The organism is Glaciimonas immobilis, from assembly GCF_011947285.1.
Taxonomy (GTDB): domain Bacteria; phylum Pseudomonadota; class Gammaproteobacteria; order Burkholderiales; family Burkholderiaceae_D; genus Glaciimonas; species Glaciimonas immobilis.
Window position 1 is genome coordinate 1 of the sequence record NZ_JAAOZT010000013.1, and the last position, 21,645, is coordinate 21,645.

17 protein-coding genes are annotated in these 21,645 nt (G+C 49.0%); 15 read left to right on the plus strand and 2 right to left on the minus strand.

Annotated features, from left to right (window positions below; all coding sequences use genetic code 11):
• The first annotated feature begins 178 nt into the window (after positions 1-178).
• The 14 genes from HAV38_RS18930 to HAV38_RS18995 all read left to right on the plus strand — a co-directional run bounded on the left by HAV38_RS18930 (position 179) and on the right by HAV38_RS18995 (position 17,029).
• Entirely contained in the window at positions 179-739 is a 561-nt protein-coding gene (locus HAV38_RS18930; protein WP_168056970.1) for a hypothetical protein, read from the plus strand.
• A gap of 81 nt (positions 740-820) precedes the next feature.
• Positions 821-1,765 carry an EpsD family peptidyl-prolyl cis-trans isomerase gene (locus HAV38_RS18935; RefSeq protein WP_168056971.1) on the plus strand — a complete coding sequence of 315 codons (945 nt, stop codon included), beginning with the start codon at positions 821-823 and terminating at the stop codon, positions 1,763-1,765.
• A 53-nt stretch (positions 1,766-1,818) separates the two neighbouring features.
• Positions 1,819-2,619 (plus strand): polysaccharide export protein EpsE, encoded by an 801-nt coding sequence (epsE, locus tag HAV38_RS18940; RefSeq protein ID WP_168056972.1) that lies wholly within the window; start codon positions 1,819-1,821, stop codon positions 2,617-2,619.
• 127 nt (positions 2,620-2,746) lie between these two features.
• Positions 2,747-4,165 carry a chain length determinant protein EpsF gene (gene epsF / locus HAV38_RS18945; protein WP_168056973.1) on the plus strand — a complete coding sequence of 473 codons (1,419 nt, stop codon included), beginning with the start codon at positions 2,747-2,749 and terminating at the stop codon, positions 4,163-4,165.
• A gap of 528 nt (positions 4,166-4,693) precedes the next feature.
• Positions 4,694-5,968, plus strand: coding sequence for a polysaccharide polymerase (locus tag HAV38_RS18950; protein WP_168056974.1), 1,275 nt, complete (start codon positions 4,694-4,696; stop codon positions 5,966-5,968).
• 14 nt (positions 5,969-5,982) lie between these two features.
• The gene (locus tag HAV38_RS18955) at positions 5,983-7,107 is read left to right on the plus strand and encodes a glycosyltransferase family 4 protein (protein WP_168056975.1); all 1,125 of its coding nucleotides are present in this window, start codon (positions 5,983-5,985) and stop codon (positions 7,105-7,107) included.
• Positions 7,108-7,156: 49 nt separating this feature from the next.
• Positions 7,157-8,257, plus strand: coding sequence for an acyltransferase family protein (locus tag HAV38_RS18960; protein ID WP_168056976.1), 1,101 nt, complete (start codon positions 7,157-7,159; stop codon positions 8,255-8,257).
• Entirely contained in the window at positions 8,257-9,354 is a 1,098-nt protein-coding gene (locus HAV38_RS18965) for a glycoside hydrolase family 5 protein (RefSeq protein WP_168056977.1), read from the plus strand. The genes HAV38_RS18960 and HAV38_RS18965 overlap by 1 nt, the downstream gene beginning before the upstream one ends.
• Positions 9,355-9,468: 114 nt before the next feature.
• Positions 9,469-10,947 (plus strand): lipopolysaccharide biosynthesis protein, encoded by a 1,479-nt coding sequence (locus HAV38_RS18970; protein WP_168056978.1) that lies wholly within the window; start codon positions 9,469-9,471, stop codon positions 10,945-10,947.
• Between the two features lie 54 nt (positions 10,948-11,001).
• Positions 11,002-11,778: a WecB/TagA/CpsF family glycosyltransferase gene (locus tag HAV38_RS18975; protein ID WP_168056979.1), complete on the plus strand. Its 777-nt coding sequence runs from the start codon at positions 11,002-11,004 to the stop codon at positions 11,776-11,778.
• A gap of 97 nt (positions 11,779-11,875) precedes the next feature.
• Positions 11,876-13,150, plus strand: coding sequence for a nucleotidyltransferase family protein (locus tag HAV38_RS18980; protein WP_168056980.1), 1,275 nt, complete (start codon positions 11,876-11,878; stop codon positions 13,148-13,150).
• Entirely contained in the window at positions 13,147-14,565 is a 1,419-nt protein-coding gene (locus HAV38_RS18985; RefSeq protein ID WP_168056981.1) for a mannose-1-phosphate guanylyltransferase/mannose-6-phosphate isomerase, read from the plus strand. Before HAV38_RS18980 ends, HAV38_RS18985 begins: the two co-directional genes overlap by 4 nt.
• A 242-nt stretch (positions 14,566-14,807) precedes the next feature.
• Positions 14,808-15,920, plus strand: coding sequence for a glycosyltransferase (locus tag HAV38_RS18990; RefSeq protein WP_168056982.1), 1,113 nt, complete (start codon positions 14,808-14,810; stop codon positions 15,918-15,920).
• Between the two features lie 56 nt (positions 15,921-15,976).
• Entirely contained in the window at positions 15,977-17,029 is a 1,053-nt protein-coding gene (locus HAV38_RS18995) for an acyltransferase family protein (protein WP_168056983.1), read from the plus strand.
• 133 nt (positions 17,030-17,162) lie between these two features.
• On the opposite strand, the gene ilvD is transcribed toward HAV38_RS18995, so the two are convergent.
• A complete protein-coding gene (ilvD, locus tag HAV38_RS19000; RefSeq protein WP_168056984.1) occupies positions 17,163-19,040 on the minus strand; it encodes a dihydroxy-acid dehydratase in 1,878 nt (625 codons plus the stop codon).
• A 563-nt stretch (positions 19,041-19,603) separates the two neighbouring features.
• On the opposite strand from ilvD, the gene metC reads away from it, so the two are divergent.
• Positions 19,604-20,773, plus strand: a complete 1,170-nt coding sequence (gene metC, locus HAV38_RS19005; protein WP_168057048.1) for a cystathionine beta-lyase — start codon at positions 19,604-19,606, stop codon at positions 20,771-20,773.
• Positions 20,774-20,838: 65 nt separating this feature from the next.
• Here metC and HAV38_RS19010 read toward each other — a convergent pair whose 3' ends face one another.
• Positions 20,839-21,309, minus strand: a complete 471-nt coding sequence (locus HAV38_RS19010; protein ID WP_168057049.1) for an Lrp/AsnC family transcriptional regulator — start codon at positions 21,307-21,309, stop codon at positions 20,839-20,841.
• Positions 21,310-21,645: the final 336 nt, after the last annotated feature.

A 21,645-nucleotide genomic window follows, 5' to 3' on the forward strand; every position in this document is an offset into this window, starting at 1 on the left:
GTCTGGACCTGTTGATTATCGCCCGCACCGTCAAGGAAGTATTGAAAAAAGATAATGCGTATTAAGTCGGGACATGAATAATTTTGTTCAATGATGGATCCGGGGATGGGGAATTGAACGTTGCCCGGATGTTTTGAATGCACGCCAGATGTGTTGGTGTGCGTATTCTTAAGGAAAGATGATGAAAAAAGTCATATTTTTGCTGGGTCTCGCACTCTCAGGACAAGCGACTCTTGCTAGCGCTGCGATACCGATCTTTCAGCTGGCACCACGCACGATAGATACATCGCATTTAACCCAAAGTGTCAGCTCTGTCACGACCCAGAATTTGACGACTATCGCACGGGCTGGTTCACCCAATATAACGCGGATACGATTTGAAAAATCCGCATTGGGATCGCGCCGCACCAGTGATTCGAGTTCTGCCCCCGCCCCGCATGTTGTCTTTGCCGCGTTAGCGCAGTCCCATGGTATCTGGCCGCATATCGATGCGGCAACGCGGAACTCGGGACTGGCCATCGGCGGAAGCGAGGTGCATGAAAAAACAGTGTCGAGCGTGAGTGCTGTTGATGACTCTCTGTACTACTTTCTCAGAAACTTCAAGCGGCAACCACCCCCAAAACCTGCCAGCTGGACGTTGCTACTGGTAGGACTTTGCTTGACGCTTTATCAGATACGCCGTCGCCCGATGCGCGCATCAATCGGCGTATATCCGACGCAGATTATTGCCGCAGTCTGATTTATTCGTTGCGACGCTAACGGGTCAATTGATGCGCACGGCAAACAAGGGCGGTTGTTCTTTATTTTCAGGAGTCGGATTTTGACTAGCCACAAACACTTTAATAACTCTGATAAGTCCAAGGTGGCCTTGCGCCGTAATGGTGTAGGGATACTGATGCTGTTGGCACCGCTTGCAGCCATGGCGTTATCCGGCTGTAGCGATAGGGATAAAAATATTGGAAAGATTTTGGTCAGGGTAAATGGTGCCGAGATCACGTCGCATCAACTCGATGCGGAGTTAGCGCGCGCAAGCCCTGTCCGGGAGTCCGCTACGCAGGTTAGCCCAGCCGCACGAAAACTGGCCTTGGAAGCGTTGATTGAACGGAAGATTTTGTTAGAGGAAGCGGAGCGTAGCAAAATGGATCGCGACCCGAGAGTGCGGGAAGCCATAGAGCAATACAGGACTCAGGCGGTCGTTCAGGCCTATCTTGAATCGCAAGCGGGAACCTCAGTCAAGCCCTCTACAGAAAATATTGATAATTTTTTCAAGTCGCATCCTGAGTTATTTTCTCATCGAAAGGTGCTTGATATTCATCAATTGCGCATCGCCTCGCAGGATTTTAGTAGTACGCTACGAGCCGTTATGGAGGCCGCAACCTCGCTGGATCAGGTAGAAGCCTGGTTGATTGCGCACCACATTGCACATGTCAAAACGGCCGTTTCATATGTTAGCGCCGACTTACCTGCTGATGCACTTAGCCAGCTTCAAAACCTTAAAAAAAATCATTTGTTTGTTTTGAAAGACGGCGACCGAGATTTGCTTTCTGCACTTACCAACGTGGTGGAGAGTCCCATTCCTTTGGCACTGGCAAAAGCGCAGATAGAGCGATATTTGATGAATACCAAGATACAGGAGGTGGCGGCTTCAGAAGTAGCCCGCTTGCGCCCATTAGCCAAACTTGAGTATCTCGACTACCCCGACAAACGCGATGATGACAAACGCGAAGAAGCAGCAGGCTCGGTCACCGCGTTGAATAGAAAATGATTAACGTGATCAAAATCTGCAGCGAAGAAACACCCCTTATGAGGATAAAGGAAATGCTAAAAAAACTTTTTACAGCCTTGCTGACGATGTTGCTGCTAACGTCGGCGCTTTCAACAATTTGTGCGCGTGCCGCCGATATTCCGCTAGGCCCCGGGGATGTGTTGAAAATAGCCGTATTTGGCAATCCGGACCTGAGTCTGGAGACCAAAGTGAGTGAAGCTGGAAGTATTACCTTTCCTCTTATCGGCCATGTCGATGTCGGTGGGCTGTCTGCGTCAGACGCTGAAAAGAAGATTTCGGGTCTGTTGATCGGCGGAAAATTTTTGCGTACGGCTCAAGTCAACATTCTGGTCACCGAGTTACAGAGTCAACAGGTATCTATTCTTGGTCAGGTTCTGCACCCCGGCCGGTATCCCATTAATGGCACGCGCACCGTGACCGATATGTTGGCTGTGGCGGGCGGCGTCGGTCCGGATGGTGGGGATACCGCTACCATCGTGCGGACCCGTAACGGAAAAACTAAAAAGCAGGTTATTAATTTGGTCGATATGATTCATTCTGCCGACATGACCGCAAATCTGGACCTCATCAATGGCGACATGGTGTACGTGGATCGCGCACCAAAATTTTATATCTATGGCCAGGTACAGCATCCGGGCGGCTATCGGCTGGAACGCAATATGAATGTGACGCAGGCGTTGTCGATCGGCGGTGGACTGACGCCGCGTGGTACGGAACGCGGCTTGCGCGTCAAGCGTCTTGATGCGAACGGAAAAACAGAAACTTTTAGCGTTAAAACCGATGATGAACTCAGGTCGGATGACGTCGTGTATGTCCAGGAAAGTCTGTTTTGATTGCCGCAAAGAGTGGCTTTAAGAACGCGATCGGTAAAAAATGCGGTTCTTATTGGAGCAAGGCATGTGTGGATCTGGTGTCACACGTAACCTTACTTTTTGATAGCCATGTAGGGGGGATGTTAGCATGACTTTTTACCAACTTTTAATCATTCTGCGCGCACGCTACAAAATTGTGCTCGCTTCATTGGTCTTGATTGCAGGAGTGACCGCAGTTGTCAGCCTGTTTCTACCAAAAACCTACAAAGCATCAAGCACGATGCTGCTCAACTATAAAGGGTCCGATCCGGTATCGGGAGAGGTCCTGCCCGCGCAGTTGGTCGCTGGCTATATGGCCACGCAGATGGATATCGTCAGCAGCAGAATTGTCGCGTTGAAGGCGGTGGATAATCTCGGCCTTGTGAATGACCCATCCTTTCAGCAGCGCTTCGCAAAGGTCTCAAACGACGCCGGTTCGATCCGTGACTGGCTGGCGGATAGTTTGTTAAAAATGGTGGATGTTTCCCCGGCACGAGAAAGTAGCGTGGTTGAAATTAATGCCAAAGGTAGCGATCCAAAGTTCGCTGCAACAGTCGCAAACGGTTTTGCGAACGCCTATCAACAGGTCAACCTTGAGATCAAGACCGCGCCAATGCGCCAGGCTGCGAAGTATTTCGCCGCACAGATAAAAACCTTGCGTGTGGATCTGGAAACGGCGCAGAACAAACTTTCCCGATATCAGCAAGAACACGGACTAGTCAGTACCGATAATCATCTGGACGTCGAAACTGCGCGTTTGAACGATCTTTCCAGCCAACTGGTGAGCGCTCAGGGGCAGGCCATCGAAGCTTCGTCCCGCGGTAAACAGGCGATGGGTAGCGGCGGCAAAGATTCGCCGGACGTGATAGCCAATTCGCTAGTGCAAACGCTCAAGTCATCACTTGCGTTAGCCGAAGGAAAATTTGCGTTGATGGCGCAGAATCTTGCACCTAATCATCCTCAGTACCAAGCGGCAAAAGCAGAAGTAGATAGATTGCGTGCCGAGCTAAACAGTAATATCAGCGCCACAAATAATGGCGCTGCAAATAATGGTCGGATATTGCGTCAGCGTGAGGCTGAAGTACGCGCCGCGGTAGCAGCACAAACAGCCAAGGTATTGCAACTTAATCGTGCACGCGACGGACTGGCGGTACTGGTAAAAGATGTGGACAACACGCAGCGGGCGTATGACGCAGTTAATTTGCGTTTAACACGGTCTGAACTTGAGGGAAATTCCAATCAGTCAGATGTTTCATTGCTAACCGCCGCGACCATTCCGATGCACCCGGTCAGTCCTAACATTTCACTCAATATAGTTCTGTCGATCATGTTGGGCTTGATGTTCGGCGTGGCATTGGCTGTATTAAAAGAATTGGCACATCGTCGAGTGAGGACTCATCAAGATACTTCGTCGTTACTGCAAGCGCCTGTATTTGGCACTATCAACTGGGGCAAGTCCGGGCCTAAAAAAGTTGAACCTGCTGCGCGATCAATTTCCCGACGGGAAAAACCAGGGCTAAAGGGTTAAGCGCGATGGTTTATTTCAAAACCCGGATCGTCGATTCGTCCCCCCATTCGCGCGGTGGAGCCTTGGTAAAGTCGATTCACAGCGACCGCGCGCAAGGATACCAATATGTGGCGAAGTCTGCTGGAGCAAGGATAGCTAACAGTGGACAACTGACCAAGGTTCAACGTTTGCAACAGGAAAAAGGTATTCGTTTCGAGGATGCGCGGCGGCTTGAGACAGTCTCCGAGCATGACCTTCAGTAGGAATTGTCTCAGCCGTTCGATTGCCAGACTTTGTTAGCAGAACAAAGTGTTTTCCCTTCCACATAAAAAGCGACGTATCAACCCTTTAATCTGTAAGTGGAGGGATTTGGGGAAATTCGTAGCGGACTAAGGCGGCGTTGGTTTATGAATAATTGCAAGACGCTGGCGGTAAGACGACAAAAGTAGTGGATTCAGTTGTGGACAAAATTTTTGATACAAATTTTGCTTTTAAAGCGTCGTGGTTTCGGACGTAAACGTATTGCAACAATAAAGGCACACCAGGCGTATGCATTACTTTATAGCCGCCAGGAATTTTATTTTCCCGCGTAAAGTGGATCTGACAATACCGGATAGCGCGCTGGTGTTTTGGATTTTGATGATCGCGTTGGTTTATCAAGCGGTCCTGTGCGCGATTCATACCAATGTGCATACGATCTCAATGGCTGGCGTGGGTTTGACCGAGGGCGTTATTTACCTCGCCTGTATCGTGGTATTAAGTAAGCAAATCCGGCTTGAGTTTGTGGCCACGGCCACGCTGGTCGGTGCTTACCTTTTGCTGATGGCAATTTTTCGCAATCAACTGGATCCAAAAGGCTTCAGGGACGTGATGATTCCTATCCTGTTCTACGGACTTGGACGCCAGATCGGTAACCTTCACTATGCGGACCGCCTCTTGAAAATGATGGTCATGGTAGTGCTGGTTTTTGGACTTTTCGAATTATTATTTCTGGATTCGTTTTCCCGCATTTTCAATATTTTTTCCTATTACGTTAGTCAAGGCAGTTTGGTTGCCGGTTCTAACTGGTCCAAGGGCAGTGTCCTCGGATTGAACGGGATGCGACCGGAAGGTATCGGACGCACGATCTTACCAGCGTTACTCGGGAGTCACCGCGTATCGTCGATTTTTCTGGAGCCCGTATCGCTCGGTAATTTTGCGGTGATCGTTGGTGCCTGGGGCTTGTCTAAGCGGCGTGAGGAGATCAAGGAAATGCTTTTTTTTCTTTTGGCTGCCGCCATGATGATCACATTAAGCGACTCGCGTTACGGGATGATTACCGTGGCGGCGCTGGTATTGATGCGCTGTCTGCCTTTCAGTAAAAAAAATGTCTGGATGATCGTCATGCCACTGCTCAGCGTCGGGATGTTGTTGGGAATTGCGCTATTTTTTGATGGCGGGTATGGCGATAACGTTATCGGACGCCTTTACGTTAGCGGAAAAATGTTGCTGAAATCAAGTCTCGGAATGATATTTGGTGTCGAAGGATTTGATATGAGTTTTGGAGATATGGGATATCAGTCTTTGCTAACACGACTGGGTGTGGTGCTGTGCCTGTCTCTTTGGGCTGCCTTCTGGATGCTCAGAATGGAGGACGAAAGGGGAGATCGTTTTCGATCCTATATCACACTATATATGTCTCTGATCCTGTGCGTTAGCGGCACTTCATTATTTGCACTAAAGACTGCCGGCATTCTTTGGTTTCTGGTCGGCTGCCTGGTCGGTCAAGAAAAAGTGGCGGTGTCAGCTCGACCCGGAATCGCATCAAAACTGTTTCGCGCTTAAAAAGGACGCTTACTATGCCTATCAAAGTCGTACACATTGTGCGCCAATATTCTCCTTCCATTGGCGGCCTGGAAGACGTGGTACAAAATATCGCGCGCCAGCAGCGCGAACACTATGACCAGCTTCCACGGATCATTACCCTCAATCGGTTATTCAGAAATTCCAGCGAAGTTTTGGCGTCTACAGCGGTGGTCAACGGCGTGGGTGTCGTGCGCCTGCCGTTTCATGGAACCAGCCGTTATCCACTCTGCCCCCAAGTATTGCAGCATGTAGCCGACGCTGATATTATCCATGTGCATGGGATTGATTTTTTCTTCGATTACATGGCGTTGACAAAGCTCTTTCATCGTCGACCGCTGGTTGCCTCAACGCATGGTGGATTCTTTCATACTAGTTTTGCATCGACACTCAAAAAAATCTATTTTAATACGATAACGCGCACGTCCGCCATGGCTTACGACATGATCATTGCCACCAGCGACAACGACGGCGACATCTTTAAAAAAATCGTCAAGGCCCCTAAGTTGGCGGTGATCGAAAATGGTGTCAACGTTGAAAAATACAGGAACCAGGCGGCGCCGATGCCAACCCGGACGCTGATATATTTTGGGCGCTGGTCTATCAATAAAGGATTGCTCGAAACACTTGCCCTATTTAAACAATTGGCAGTGCGTCAGCCCGGCTGGAAACTGATCGTGGCCGGCCGCGAATACGATCACACTGCAGACGAATTGCAATCATGGTTAGTTACGCACCGGCTGACGGATGCCGTTCAAATAGTGCCCAATCCAACGGATGATGAATTGGCAGCATGTATCGGGCAGTCCAGCTACTTTATCTGCTTGTCGCGGCATGAGGGTTTTGGGATCGCACCGATTGAAGCAATGAGCGCGGGACTGACGCCGGTTCTGAGTGACATCCCACCTTTTCGCAATCTGGTCAAACAATCTCAAAGGGGCCTATTAGTTTCGTCAGAAAATGCAAAAGATACCGTTGGACAACTACTTCGATTACACGAAGAAAACCAATGTAATTATGCGGCGGGACGTACCCACATGCAGCAGTTCGCGGATCGCTACAACTGGCGACATATCGCGAGTAAATATGTGGATGTTTATAAAAATTCAATAAAGTGTTAGCGCGGTTTTTATCAAATTTATTTACTAAATATTTTTTATTGGTAACGTTATGATAAAAACGAGAATTGATGCGATTACCGGCTTGCGCGGCTTGGCGGCGTTGATGGTGGTGTACGCCCATTCGATAAGCTCTTTTTCATTACCTTTAAAAATCAATTTTTTGGGAGAGGTCGGTGTAACAATTTTCTTTTCATTGAGCGGATTTTTGATGGCCTATCTTTATGTAGGGAAGACATATTCGCTGGGAAATGTAATTGAGTATGCAATCTCGCGCTTCTCAAGGATCGCGCCAGCTTATCTTTTTATGTTGTTACTTTCTTATATCGTTTATACGTTTATGGATCCGAATTTTGTATACCAGATATCCAACCAGAACATCCTGCGACATATTCTTTTCTCAGGGAATGTTTCGGTGTTCTGGAGTATCACGCCGGAAGTTGAATTTTATGTTTTATTTATTCTTGTATGGGCCGCCACCAGTCGGTATCTGAAGCGATTCGATATCGTGGGAATCATGTTTTTGGTGTTTGGGAGCATCGCCATTCTGTCCTGTCGGAATTTTTTTCCCGGTACTTTTATAGGCGCTAAATTACATTATTTTTTGTTTGGGGTTGTCGCAGGTGTGGTGCGCTCCCGCATTAAAGATGAGCAAGAAAAAAATTCCATCACTTTTTTGCATATGATTCTGATCGGCCTGCTGGTCCTGATGCAAAGCGGTACCATTTCATTGCCCTTTATAAGTAACAAGGAATTTTATAACAGTTTACTGACGGCTGTTGTCGGGGCATTTTTGGTTTTTTGCTTTACGTTTCCATCGAGAGTTGGAAAAATATTTTTCGAAAATAAGTTTATCGTTTTTTGTGGCGAATGCAGTTTTTCCCTCTACTTACTGCATATGCCTTTGATATATCTTTTTCTGAAGTTGCCCAGGGTGAATGGGAGCGACTTCATTTCGGTCTCGCTTCACATTATTTATTTGGTTGCGTTTGGCTTGGTGGTTTTGCTTGCCTCCTGGTTGAGTTTTCACTTTATTGAGAAACCTGGTGCACGCTTAATTAACGCACTAGGCACTTCTTGTAAGAAAAAAATATTTTCAATATTTCCTGTGCCATCCACTGAAAAAATGCGCTCCATTAAAGGTGATAACTAATGATAAAAATATTTTCAACATCGATACTTTACTATTTGTTCTACCTGGGAAGTCTCGCGCTCCAGCTACTTCGACCGTTGCTACGTAAATCGCGCAGCGGTTTAACGGTGTCGCTATTGGTCGGATGCTCACTTGTGACGCATGCGGCATATGCTAACTGCCTCAATAGCAATCGCATGGCTGGCGTCAATTTAAGTGGAGCGGAGTTTGCTGCTGAAAAATTGCCCGGCGTGGTCTTTAGGGATTACATTTATCCGGAGATGGCGGATATGGATCATTTTCAGGGAGCGGGGATGAATACTTTTCGTCTGCCGTTTCTTTGGGAGCGGATCCAGCCAACATTATTCGGCGCTCTTGACCCGGGCGAACTCCAAAGGATCACTGACACTGCCGCTGCTGCTCGCTCGCTCGGCGTCTGCTTGATACTGGACGTACACAACTATGGCGAGTATCGAGGCCAACCTATTGGTTCTGCCACGGTGCCGCATCTGGCATTTATCGACTTGTGGAAGCGTCTGCTAACTTCCTTTAAAGATCCTGCTAACGTTGCATTCGGATTGATGAACGAACCCAGTAAATTGCCAACTGCGGAATGGGCGGTAGTTGCGCAAGAAACGGTAATCGCCTTGCGCATACAAGGTGCAAAAAATTTGATTTTGGTTCCCGGCGGCGGATGGAGCGGCGCACATTCATGGTTTGAAAAAGGTGCCGGGGTATCAAATGCGGACGCGTTTCGCAGATTTCATGACCCCGCAAATAATTACATGATCGAAACTCACCAATATGCAGATGCCAATTTTTCCGGTACTAGTAACAGTTGTATTGATCCTGCGGCTTTGGATACCATCATGGCTAAAATGACGCGATGGGCGATTGCTAGCAGACAACGGTTATTTCTTGGCGAATTCGGCGTGCAACCTAATCCGTCGTGCCTTCAGGCGTTAGGGGCGATTGTCAACGGTACCAAAAATACATCCATCTGGGGAGGCTGGACTTATTGGTCTTCCGGAAAATGGTTAGGGAGTTATCCGTTCACCCTCCAACCGGACGCTAACGGTGATAAGCCTCAAATGGCAGTTTTGAAACCAGCGATGTGACACGGCTGAATGTAAAAGTGTTTGCGGTTACCAAGTGTGAACACTTCAAATTATTTAAAGAACGAGAGTACCCATGGAATTTAAGTCTGAGCGCAAGTTGAGAGTAAAAGCAAAATGAAACTTAAGCAATCCGGGGGCGTTGCGTCAGGATCGATGTGGTCGATCGTGGATAACCTCGCGCAGCAGATTCTTTCTTTCGTGATCTTTGCGGTGCTGGCACGATTTTTGGCACCGGATGCTTTCGGCTTATTGACGGTCGCGCACCTTTTTATCTTGTTCACGCGCCTGGTCGTGTTTGATGCTATCGCTATGCCTATCGTGCGGTCCAAAGAACCCACTGACAGGCTGTATTCCTGGGTATTTACTTGTTGCACGCTGGCCGGTCTGCTGCTCGCCGGATTAATGTTCTTTTCGGCGGGCCTGGTGTCCGTGCTTTTTCGTGCGCCAGACCTGAAATCGGTGTTGCAAGGTATGAGCGTTTCGGTAGTGTTTTATGGCCTGGTGCGTGCGTATGAAGCCAGGCTGGTGCGCAACATGATGTTCCGGCAGCTTGCGGTCCGTTCGATTTTATCAGTGTCGATTGGCGGTGCGGTAGGCATTGTGCTGGCAACAAAAGGGTGGGGCGGTATGGCGCTGGTTGTGCAGCAGGTGACCGCATCCGCCCTTGCACTGGTGTTGGTTGTGGTGCAAACCCGGTGGTTGCCTCGGTGTGTTTTAGACAGTGCGTTGACGCGGCGCTATTGGGATGACATTCGGCAAGTAGGACTAACCGGGGTTCTTGGATTTGCCAACACGAATGGTGATTCTTTATTGGTAGGCCTATTTCTTGGGCCGTATGCCACGGGCCTTTACAACCTTGCTAAGCGCGTGACGTCGTCTGTGTATCTGGTTATTGCCAGTTCCATGCATAAGGTAGCGTTACCGGTATTTTCCAACGCAGGGACAGATTTGGCAGCGTTGCGTCAGGGGTATTTAAAAATACTGGGCATTACTTTCTTTTGCGCCGCGCCCTTACTATGTTTCCAGGCGGTATTAGCTAAACCTTTGGTAACGGCAGTTTTCGGTGCCAAATGGTTGCCTGCAGCACCGGCCATTGGCGCTCTGGCCATTTTGTATCTGCTGTCGTCCGTTACCCAACTAAATGACTATTTGTTTTTTGCGATGGGTAAAAACCGGGTACCGGTGCTAGTAGGTATAGCGCAATTGATACTGGCGACCGCGCTCGCCTCATCTTTTTACCACTTCGGTCTACTTGGTATGAGCTTGTCATTTTGTGGCGCGTTTCTACTGGTATTTCCGGTTTCCCAAATCATACTGAATCGATCGCTTGGTTTGAACGTTCGCATGATGTGGTACGCGCTCGCCCCACCTTTGGTGGGTAGCATTATTTTATTCTTGGGTTTAGGTACTTATCTCCTGCTGATACCGCAGGACTTTAATGATGGGGTGTTGATAGGCGGCGGCGTGCTGATCGCCTGCTTGCTGTATCCCTTTATTGTGGCGATTATCGGTTGGAAAATTAGAGCAGTGAACAGTTCGTGGCACGAGATGCTGCTGGCTGCACTGCGCATCCGGCGATCCATTGTGCGATGAATAATGAAAATCTTACCAAGTTGATTGTAAGTACAAATTTCCCAGGAGTTAGTCATGAGCGAAGAAAAATTTATACCTATAGCCGGTTATCCGGTTATCAAAACGACTTCGCCGATATTGGCAAGGTACTTGCGCCAGATCGTGCAGAAGCACAAAAAGGTGTCGTTATTTTTCGCTAATACGAATTTCATTGTTCAGTGCCGCTATATGTTGGGCACCATGAAAAGTGATTCAGTGACGATAGTTAACGATGGCGTTGGCATGGACATCGCCGCGTTTTTGTTTCGCCGGCAAAAATTTGAGGAGAATTTAAATGGCACTGACTTCATACCGTATTTTTTCTCTCATGTCCAAAGACCGTTGCGTGTGTTTCTATTGGGAGGAAAGCCGGAAGTCCTGACCAAAGCAGCTGAACATGTTCAGGTGTCGTTGGGGCAGACGGTCGTTGGGACTTGCGACGGGTATACCGGTATCGAACATGATCATGCTGAATTGCTTGCTGATATCAATGACGCGCAGGCCGAAGTGGTATTGGTGGCGCTTGGCAATCCGATTCAGGAGGAATGGATATTGTCGAGTCGCCCAAAGCTGCACGCCAATGTAGTCATCGGTGTCGGCGCATTGTTCGACTTCTGGAGTGGCGAAAAAGCACGGGCGCCAGCATTCGTGCAACGCACACGCCTTGAGTGGTTGTATCGGTTGTGCCTGGAGCCGCGCAGATTATTGCGTCGCTACACCTTCGACATCATGCAATTTTTGTTTCTGTGTCGAAAGCATCGAGGCGATAGTTCAGATAAACATACAACACCCGCAACAAACCTGAAAGCCTGAGGTGGTGAATATGCAGGCAGGGACAAAGGATAGGTGGCAATGTAAAGATGTTGAGATGATGTCGAGAATCAGCTGAATTAACCCAAGAGGTGCAAAAATGAAAGCAATGATATTAGCAGCAGGTAAGGGTACACGCGTTCGTCCGCTTACCTACGATCTTCCAAAGCCGATGATCCCCATTTTGGGTAAGCCGGTGATGGCGTATCTGGTCGAGTTTCTCGCCAGCTATGGCGTGCGCGACATTATGGTAAATGTCAGCTATTTACATCAAAAAATCGAAGAGTATTTTGGTGATGGCAGTCAGTTCGGGGTGCAGATTGGTTATTCCTTTGAAGGTTATATTAATGATAGTGGCGAAGTAATTCCCGAGCCGCTGGGTTCTGCAGGCGGCATCAAAAAAATTCAGGAATTTGCAAACTTCTTCGATGATACGACTATCGTAATATGCGGCGATGCATTAATCGATCTGGATCTGACTTCCGCGTTGTTTGAGCATAAGCGCAAAGGTGCCATGGTCAGCGTTATCACCAAAGAAGTCCCTTGGGATAAAGTTGATAGTTACGGCGTGGTGGTAACTGATACCGATGGCCGGATCAAGTCGTTTCAGGAGAAACCTAAACAGGAAGATGCACTTTCTAACTTCGCCAGCACAGGTATTTATATATTTGAGCCGGAGGCCATCGATTTGATACCCGTTGGCACTATGTTCGATATCGGCTCTGACTTATTTCCATTGATGGCCGAAAAAGGTTTGCCGTTTTACGCGCAACAACGGTTCTTCAATTGGATCGATATCGGTACTGTGACCGATTACTGGAGCGTGTTGCAAAGTGTTTTACAAGGAACGGTAGCGCAGCTGGAAGTCCCCGGTACGCAAATTGCCGACGGTGTTTGGGTGGGTCTCAACACTAGCATCGACTGGAGCGGCACGACCATTCAAGGGCCGGTATATATCGGTGCCGGTTGCCTGATTGAGCCAGGTTGCACCATCATCGGACCGACCTGGATAGGACATGGCAGCCATATATGTTCCGGTTCGAAGGTAGTCCGGAGCGTCTTGTTTGAATACACGCGGATTTTGCCTGACGCCTATCTGGAAGAAATGGTGGTAGTAAAGGACTATAGCGTCAACCGTGCCGGTGATATGTTGCAATTGCCAGAATCCGGTAACAGTGAATGGGGCGATGCACGCGATAAGCAACCTGAATTGCCACCAAACACAAAGCTTGAAGGCCAGCTTGAAACTGCACCTGAATTGCAATCGGAATCACGGTCAGCATCGCACTCGAAACCACCATCAAAACCTCAACCCGGATCTCAGCAAAAGGCCACGACAAAATCGAATTCGCCCACGCCGTTAGGTATCGCATGAAAATCTATCCCGTCATCCTTGCCGGAGGTTCCGGAACGCGCTTATGGCCGCTCTCCCGCGCGGCATTGCCAAAGCAGTTGTTGCCGCTGTGCTCGCAGTTTTCGATGTTACAAGAAACCCTGTTGCGCTTGTCGGAGTGGACAGAGTTGATGCCGCCGCTCATCACCTGCGGTAACGAGCACCGGTTTCTTGTGGCTGAGCAATTACGCGCCATCGGGGTTACCCCATTGGGTATTTTGCTGGAACCGGAAGGGAAAAATACCGCGCCGTCAGTGGCGGCGGCGGCCCATTTTTTGTTAAAAGAAGACAAGGAGGCGCTGATGCTGGTGCTTCCCGCTGATCACGTGATTGCTGATGTCCAGGCGTTTCATCTAACCGTTCAGCGTGCCGCACAGGCAGCGCGAATGGGTGCTCTGGCAACCTTCGGTATCGTGCCATCCGGCCCGGAAACCGGCTATGGTTATATTCGTCGAGGTGAAGCGGTGGAGAGTGCCGACGGCTGCTTCGCGGTTGAAAAATTTGTAGAAAAACCTGACAGTTCAACGGCGAAGATTTTTGTCGCTGATCCAGCGTATAGCTGGAACAGCGGGATGTTTTTATTTTTGGCATCGTGTTATCTGGAAGAGCTTCATACCTTCCGCCCGGCTATCGCAGAGAGTTGCCGGAAAGCCTTTAACGACGCGTATCGCGATCTGGATTTCTGCCGTCTGGATGAGGTTTTTTTTGCTGAGTGTCCATCCGAATCAATTGACTACGCGGTTATGGAAAACACCGCGCATGCAGTGGTGGTGCCGGCAGAAATCGGCTGGAACGACGTTGGATCGTGGTCTGCGTTATCGCAAATTCTCGATCGCGATACTAACGGAAATGTTCTCCGTGGCGACGTGTATACCGATAGTGTTACCAATTCAATGATTCGGGCAGAAGGTCGCTTCGTCGCTGTGGTTGGCGTGGAGGATTTGATCGTGGTCGAAACTAAGGACGCGGTATTGGTGGTCCACAAAGATCAGGTTCAGAAGGTCAAAAAAATCGTCGACGACCTCAGGATTAAGGGGCGCCCGGAACATCTGAATCACACTAAAGTTTTTCGGCCTTGGGGAAGCTACGAGGGGATTGATATCGGTGATCGTTTTCAGGTGAAACGCATCACCGTTAATCCGGGTGGAAAACTGTCGCTACAAATGCATCATCATCGCGCTGAACATTGGGTTGTCGTTAGCGGCACTGCGCGGATTACCTGCGGGGAAGAAGAAAAATTTTTAACCGAGAACCAGTCTACTTATATTCCAATTGGCATCAGGCACCGGCTAGAAAATCCAGGAAAAATGCCGCTTCATCTGATTGAAATACAGTCCGGCGGTTACCTTGGGGAAGACGATATTGTTCGGTTCGAGGACATATACCAGCGGTGTTAAATAAGCGTTGGTAAATAAGCGGTATTACAGAAGCAATGTTACACAAATAGCGTAGCAAAAGCAGAAGCAGAAGCAGAAGCAGAAGCAGAAGCAGAAGCAGAAGCAGGTTATAGAAGTGGTGTTAGGAAGTGCTTGCAATCATCTATCTTTCGCGGTTATTGCGCCGCCCTTCATCCGCATTTTATAAAGTGACGTCAAACCGGGATCCAGATGAATAAGTATTTAGATTAAGGAAGATAAGCATGCGATCTTTGATGATAACGGCCCATGACTATAGGTCCCGCCGCCGTGTTAACGTACATTTTATAGCTGCCGAATTAAAAAAATACGGCCCGACCAGTTTTTTTTCTTGCCAATACAGTTTTCTGTCGCAGTTAAAATCGGACCCCAGGAAATCGCTAAATCGTCTTGCAAATAAAGTCGGCTTGCGCGATGGCGTCAACTGTTTTTTATGGAAGACCTTTATTCATCCGTTCAATACGCGGCATAATTTTTGCGCTCCAATAGAAAATTTTTTGTTCAAGCGATATATTAATAATCCCAACCCGATCTTGGTCGAGTGGATAAAAAACACAGACGTTATCATCTTCGAAAGTGGAATCGCGCCGATTTTCTTTGATCTTGTCAAGCGTCTGAATCCGAAAGCAAAGACTATTTATCTTGCTTCGGACGACCTTGAAACCATCAATGTGGCATCGTATGTGAAGAATACTTTCGCCGAAGTTGGTCCCAAAATGGATGCCATTTGCCTGACCTCGTCTCTCATGGCGGACGAGATGCCAGATCTGAAGAATTGCTATGTGGTCCCGCACGGCTTTGATTCTTCCGTCCAGGATCACGCAAATCCATCGCCGTACGGCCCCGGGTTGCATGCGGTGTCGGTGGGATCCATGTTGTTCGACCCGGATTTTTTCGTCATTGCGTCGAAACTATTTCCTGAGGTGACGTTTCACATTATTGGCTGTGGAATGGAAGTACTTCCAGAGTTTGGAAAAAACGTTATTGTGCACGTTGAGATGCCGCACCTGCTTACGTTGCCCTACATTAAACATGCAACTATAGGAATAGCACCGTATCGTTCAGAGAATGTCCCGCGCTATCTTTCGGACACTTCCATGAAGTTGATCCAGTACGATTTCTTTCAATTACCGGCAGTCTGTCCGAACGGGGTAGTGGGGGACTACGTCTCACGCTTTGGTTATACCCCCGGCGATGCTGAGTCTATTCTACGGGCTGTGCGAGGGGCGCTCGAGGCGCCGCGTTTACCGCCCCAAAAATTACATTTGAGCTGGTCCGAGGTGGTGGAGCGGCTACTGGCACCGGATAAGTTTTTGGATACGAGGTTAGTATCATGAGGGCCTTAGGATTTGGGTCGGGTAGGGCCAGCTTTGGACCGTCACCGGATAAGATCGTGTTCAATCACTACGACTTTATCGATAATGCTAAAGCCATCGGCATTGCTCTTATTGTGCTTGGGCACAGCAAAGGACTCCCGGATTTTGTGTCACATTTAATCTTTGGCTTTCACGTCCCGTTGTTCTTTTTTATTTCTGGCTTCTTGATCAAGTCGAATAAGTTAGAGACTAGCATCGTAGATAACTCTAAAAAAGCATTACAAAACGTAGCGCTGCCCTATGTTTTATTTTTTATATTTGCGTATATATATTGGCTGCTTACACGCAATATTGGTGATAAGGCACTGATGTATTTGGGAACTACGTGGCATGCACCCGTTGGCAGTTTCTTTAGTGGAGTAGTGTCCGAGTTATATGTTGACCCTCCGCTGTGGTTTTTTCCCTGCTTTTTTTCGACAATCATTGCGTATCACGCATCGCGTAAATTGTTTTCAACTACGACTGCTACCTCGTTGTTTGCAGCCGTGGCATTTGCCATTTCAATACTATGGAAATCGACAGCCGCTCAATTACCGTTAGGATTATCCACAATGCTCATAGCGTTGTCGTTTTATTCTATGGGGCAAGCTGTTCGTGAGAAAAATTATTTTACCAACCTAACGCTATCAGATCTTTTTTTAGGTTTCTTTATAGCATTGGCTTCACTCGTTTACGCCGTATCGAAAACTGGCTCGGTCGACCTCGCAAATATGGATTTTGGACTGTGGCCCGCGCTCTATTTGCCTACAGCTATAATGGGTATTTTCGCTACGTTCGCCATTTCTCGCTTATTGCCTTCCTCACGGATAACTAAATGGTTGTCAGCAAATACGCTCACCATTTTTCCTTTGCACTTTATTTTTTTTAGTTTAATTCGAGGCGTCGCCACTCTTCTGCATTTGATCCCGCATGATTATCGCTACGGCTTAGGATGGAGTTTAATGAGTAGTGTTTTAGCGATCCTGCTCTGCGTTCCAGCAGTGTATATTTTACGCCTTTTGCCCTTGCCGACAGATAGCTTTGGGCGGAAGAGAGGGGGGACAAAAGCCCGCAACTTACGCAGTCTTTGAGCTGAACAGTTTGTTCAATACTTGTAGTTTCCACGGTTTGAAGTCCGCTCGCGCTTGAGTTCGATAAAAAAACGCACCATGCGGTGCGTTTTGTGAAATTGCCCAAGCAGTTTTTAGGATATTGAACCTGAGTTCAGCGCTTTAATTGACTAATATCACGCACTGCACCGCGATCGGCCGAGGTTGCCATGGCAGCATACGCTTGCAACGCTTGTGATACGTAACGCTGGCGATTCACCGGTTTCCATGCATCTTTACCTTTGGCTTCCATCGCTACGCGGCGCTGAGCCAGTGCATCGTCGCTGATTGCCAAATGGATACGACGATTTGGAATGTCGATTTCGATCGTGTCACCGTCTTCGACCAGACCAATTGCGCCGCCTTCAGCCGCTTCAGGAGACGCATGACCGATCACCAGGCCAGACGAACCGCCCGAGAATCTGCCATCTGTGAACAACGCGCATGACTTGCCCAGACCTTTGGATTTGATGTACGACGTTGGGTATAACATTTCTTGCATACCGGGGCCGCCTTTTGGTCCCTCATAGCGAATAATGATAGTGTCGCCAGCTTGTACCACGTCACCCAAAATCGCTTCGACTGCTGCGTCCTGACTTTCAAATACACGTGCTTTGCCGGTGAATTTTAGAATGCTTTCGTCCACTCCAGCGGTCTTGACGATGCAGCCGTTGACAGCCAGGTTGCCGTACAGTACTGCCAGACCGCCATCCAGAGAATAGGCGTGGGCTTTATCGCGGATGCAACCTGTGCTGCGGTCCATGTCCAGGCTCTCAAAGCGCTTTTCCTGTGAGAACGCCGTTTGCGTTGCGACACCACCGGGCGCGGCGCTAAATAATTTATGGACCGCGGGGTCTTGGGTCTGCGTAATGTCGTTGTGAGCAATGGCTTCTGCCAGATCTTTGCTGTGAATTGTCGGGCGGGTGGTGTCGAGCAATCCAGCGCGCGCTAACTCACCCAGAATGCTAATAATCCCGCCAGCACGGTGGACATCTTCGATGTGATATTTATCCGTCGCCGGTGCAACTTTGCATAAGCACGGCACGTTACGTGAGATGCGGTCGATATCGGCCATCTTGAATTCGACTTCTGCTTCTTGCGCTGCAGCCAGCAAATGCAGCACGGTATTGGTAGAACCGCCCATTGACACATCGAGCGTCATAGCGTTTTCAAACGCGGCCTTATTCGCAATCGTGCGTGGCAGAACGGAATAGTCATCTTGTTCGTAATGACGTTTTGCCAGTTCAACGATCAGGCGTCCAGCCCGCAAGAACAATTCCTTGCGATCAGCATGCGTTGCGAGAATAGTCCCGTTACCTGGCAATGCCAGACCCAGTGCTTCGGTCAGACAATTCATTGAATTGGCAGTGAACATACCGGAACATGATCCGCAGGTGGGGCAGGCAGAGCGTTCAATTTCTGCGATTTCTGCGTCACTGACCGATGAGTCGGCAGCTTTGACCATGGCATCCACCAGATCGATCTTGATGATGCGCCCGGTGCCGGGTGCCTTACCCGGCAAGACTGCCTCGACTATTTTTCCGGCTTCCATCGGACCACCGGAAACAAAGACGACCGGAATGTTCAGACGCATCGCTGCCATCAGCATACCGGGCGTGATTTTGTCGCAATTGGAAATACATACCATTGCATCCGCGCAGTGCGCGTTGACCATGTATTCGACTGAATCGGCGATCAGTTCGCGCGATGGCAATGAGTACAGCATACCGCCGTGACCCATCGCAATACCATCATCAACGGCAATGGTGTTGAATTCTTTAGCGACACCGCCTGCTGCTTCGATTTCACGGGCGACCATTTGACCGAGGTCTTTTAAATGGACGTGACCCGGGACGAATTGGGTGAATGAATTAACCACGGCAACGATCGGCTTATCAAAATCGCCATCCTTCATCCCTGTTGCGCGCCAAAGAGCGCGAGCGCCGGCCATATTGCGACCATGAGTGGTGGTACGTGAACGATATTCTGGCATGACTTCAATCTCCGGTGATTCAATTAGGTGCTGCAATGAGGTGCTGCAATAAGGGCTGATATTAAGTGATGCTAAAGGAGCACATGCGCCGTTAAGGCCCGACTCGATTATAAATCTGCGCTAAGAGTGCCTTGTCACTCGCGCGCTGTCAAATAGTTGATTTAGCCTTCAATAAGATGTTTTGCATATTAATCGTTATGGATAAAGTCCGCGCGTAAGTATCCGGGACAGGAAACCGGCGTACCGACTGTTAAATGGTAAAATTTACTATAGAAATATAAAATGTTAGATAAATTCACTAGTAAATAACAGAAAGAGTTCTTATTAAGAAATATTTTTCCTACTGAATATACTAAACTTTATGCTGGCAATATCGCCAGACAGGTTAGCAATGGAAAAATATGTCTTCAGTTACTCGTGCAAACTCGGCTCCAGACGTTTCTGCAACCTCCTGCGAACTTTCCGCTATGGGCAATCTTGATGTCTCGAATGAGCTGTCAAAGCGGCAAGACCTGAGCCACCAAATCGCGCGAGGTAGCGCGCCGGCTCTGGATCAAAAGGTAATGCAGCACGTAGATACGCAGTTGATTCATGCAGGGCGCGATCCTTCATTATATGGTGGCATGGTAAATACGCCGATTTTTCGTGGTTCGACCATCATGGCCGATAACCTTGACGATTGGGAAGCGGGGCGGCAGACCGACAATCCTATGGCCAAATATGGTCGTTTTGGCACGCCCACCACGCGATCCTTCGAGCAAGCTATGACCACCCTCGAAGGGGGCGATCATGCGTTGGTATTCCCCTCCGGTTTGTCGGCCTGTACCCATAGCATTATGGCGTTTGTGCAGGTCGGCGACCATGTATTGATTACCGATAGCGCGTACGGACCGACGCGCGCCTTTGCAGAACGCGTTTTGCGCCGTATGGGCGTTGATGTGGAGTTTTTTGACCCACTGATCGGTGGCGAAATTCGCCATTTGATACGATCCAATACGCGCGTTGTGTTTGTTGAGTCGCCGGGCTCGTGGACCTTTGAAGTGCAGGACATCCCGGCGATCGCTGAAGAGGCCCATAAAGTCGGCGCTTACGTATTGATGGATAATACCTGGGCGACGCCGTTATATTTCAAACCGTTTAAGCATGGCGTGGATGTATCGATCCATGCTGCGACCAAATATATTGTCGGTCATTCAGACGCTTTATTAGGCGTTGCAAGCGCGAACCTGCGATCATGGCCGGTTTTAAAGCAGGGTGCGCATGATTTCGGCCAAACGGCTGGGCCGGACGACATTTATCTGGCCTTGCGCGGCATGCGCAGTATGGCGGTGCGTTTGCGTCAGCACTGGGATAGCGGAATGCAGCTAGCCGAACATCTGTTATCGCAGGCGCTGGTTGAACGAGTGCTGCATCCAGCGTTGCCGTCCGATCCAGGGCACCGTCTCTGGAAGCGCGACTTCCTCGGTGCCAGCGGCTTGTTCACGATAGAACTGAAACCCGTGGGTCGTCCTGCGCTGGCAAGTTTTTTCGACAGCCTGAAATTATTCGGCATCGGATTATCGTGGGGCGGATATGAGAGTTTGGCACTGCCAATCGATAAACCGCCTTCCCGCATAGCATCGCACAAGACGTATCAAAACCCTTTAATACGGATTCACGTTGGCCTGGAAAATATCGATGATCTCAAGCGCGATATGGACCGCGCTTTTAAAAGCATGGCACTGGCATTGTAAGCAGGAATTAAACTATTTTCGGAGCAGTGCGGTTGCAGCGCCACGCAGCAGGTGCCAAAAGAAGCTTAATTAGACCCATCGATATATCCCAGCGGCAGTGCCGTGGTGTGCTTGATTTGCTCCATAGCAAAGCTGGCACTGACATCAAATAGTGCATTTGATTGGGTTAGTTTTTGGTATACCTTGTCATAGGCGGCGATATTCGGCACTACTATCCGCAGCAGATAGTCTATATGGCCGCTCATCCGATAAAATTCAACCACTTCTGGAATGAGCTGTACTGCGGCGCTAAACTGGGCGTACCATGCGGCATTGTGCTGATTGGTTTTGATTGAGACAAATACTGTCACGCCTACGTTGAGTTTCTGCGGATCCAGCAACGCGACCCGACGCATCAGGTAACCTTCTTCTTCCAGTTTCTGGATACGGCGCCAGCACGGGGTCGATGAGAGATTCACCTTCTCCGCTATTTCGGCTACCGCTACGGTCGCATCCTCTTGCAGGATGGCCAGAATCTGTTTGTCTATTTTGTCCATATCAGCCTTAGTTTGTTTAGTCGTGTTGTTGAAAAGGGCTTGTCGGCCTATTTCGGATGGAAATACACAGGCTACGTCATGCCCGCAATCGGGCACGACGGGCATCATTTTGTGATGCAATGAATATAGGATTTGTTGATCATATTGGGCATAAGCCAAACCGCGCTGCAATCGAAAAGGGCCCTGCAATGCAGCCGCGCAGGACTTGTCCAGAGTCTTATATGATGCTGTTTTATTTGTGCCGCTGTCGAGTGCCGCCTCAATGTAGGTGAGATCCGCTGCCTGATAAGCGGTGCGCGCAGCCCGTGGGGGCGCCCGTGCGTTAGGGCATCTGGC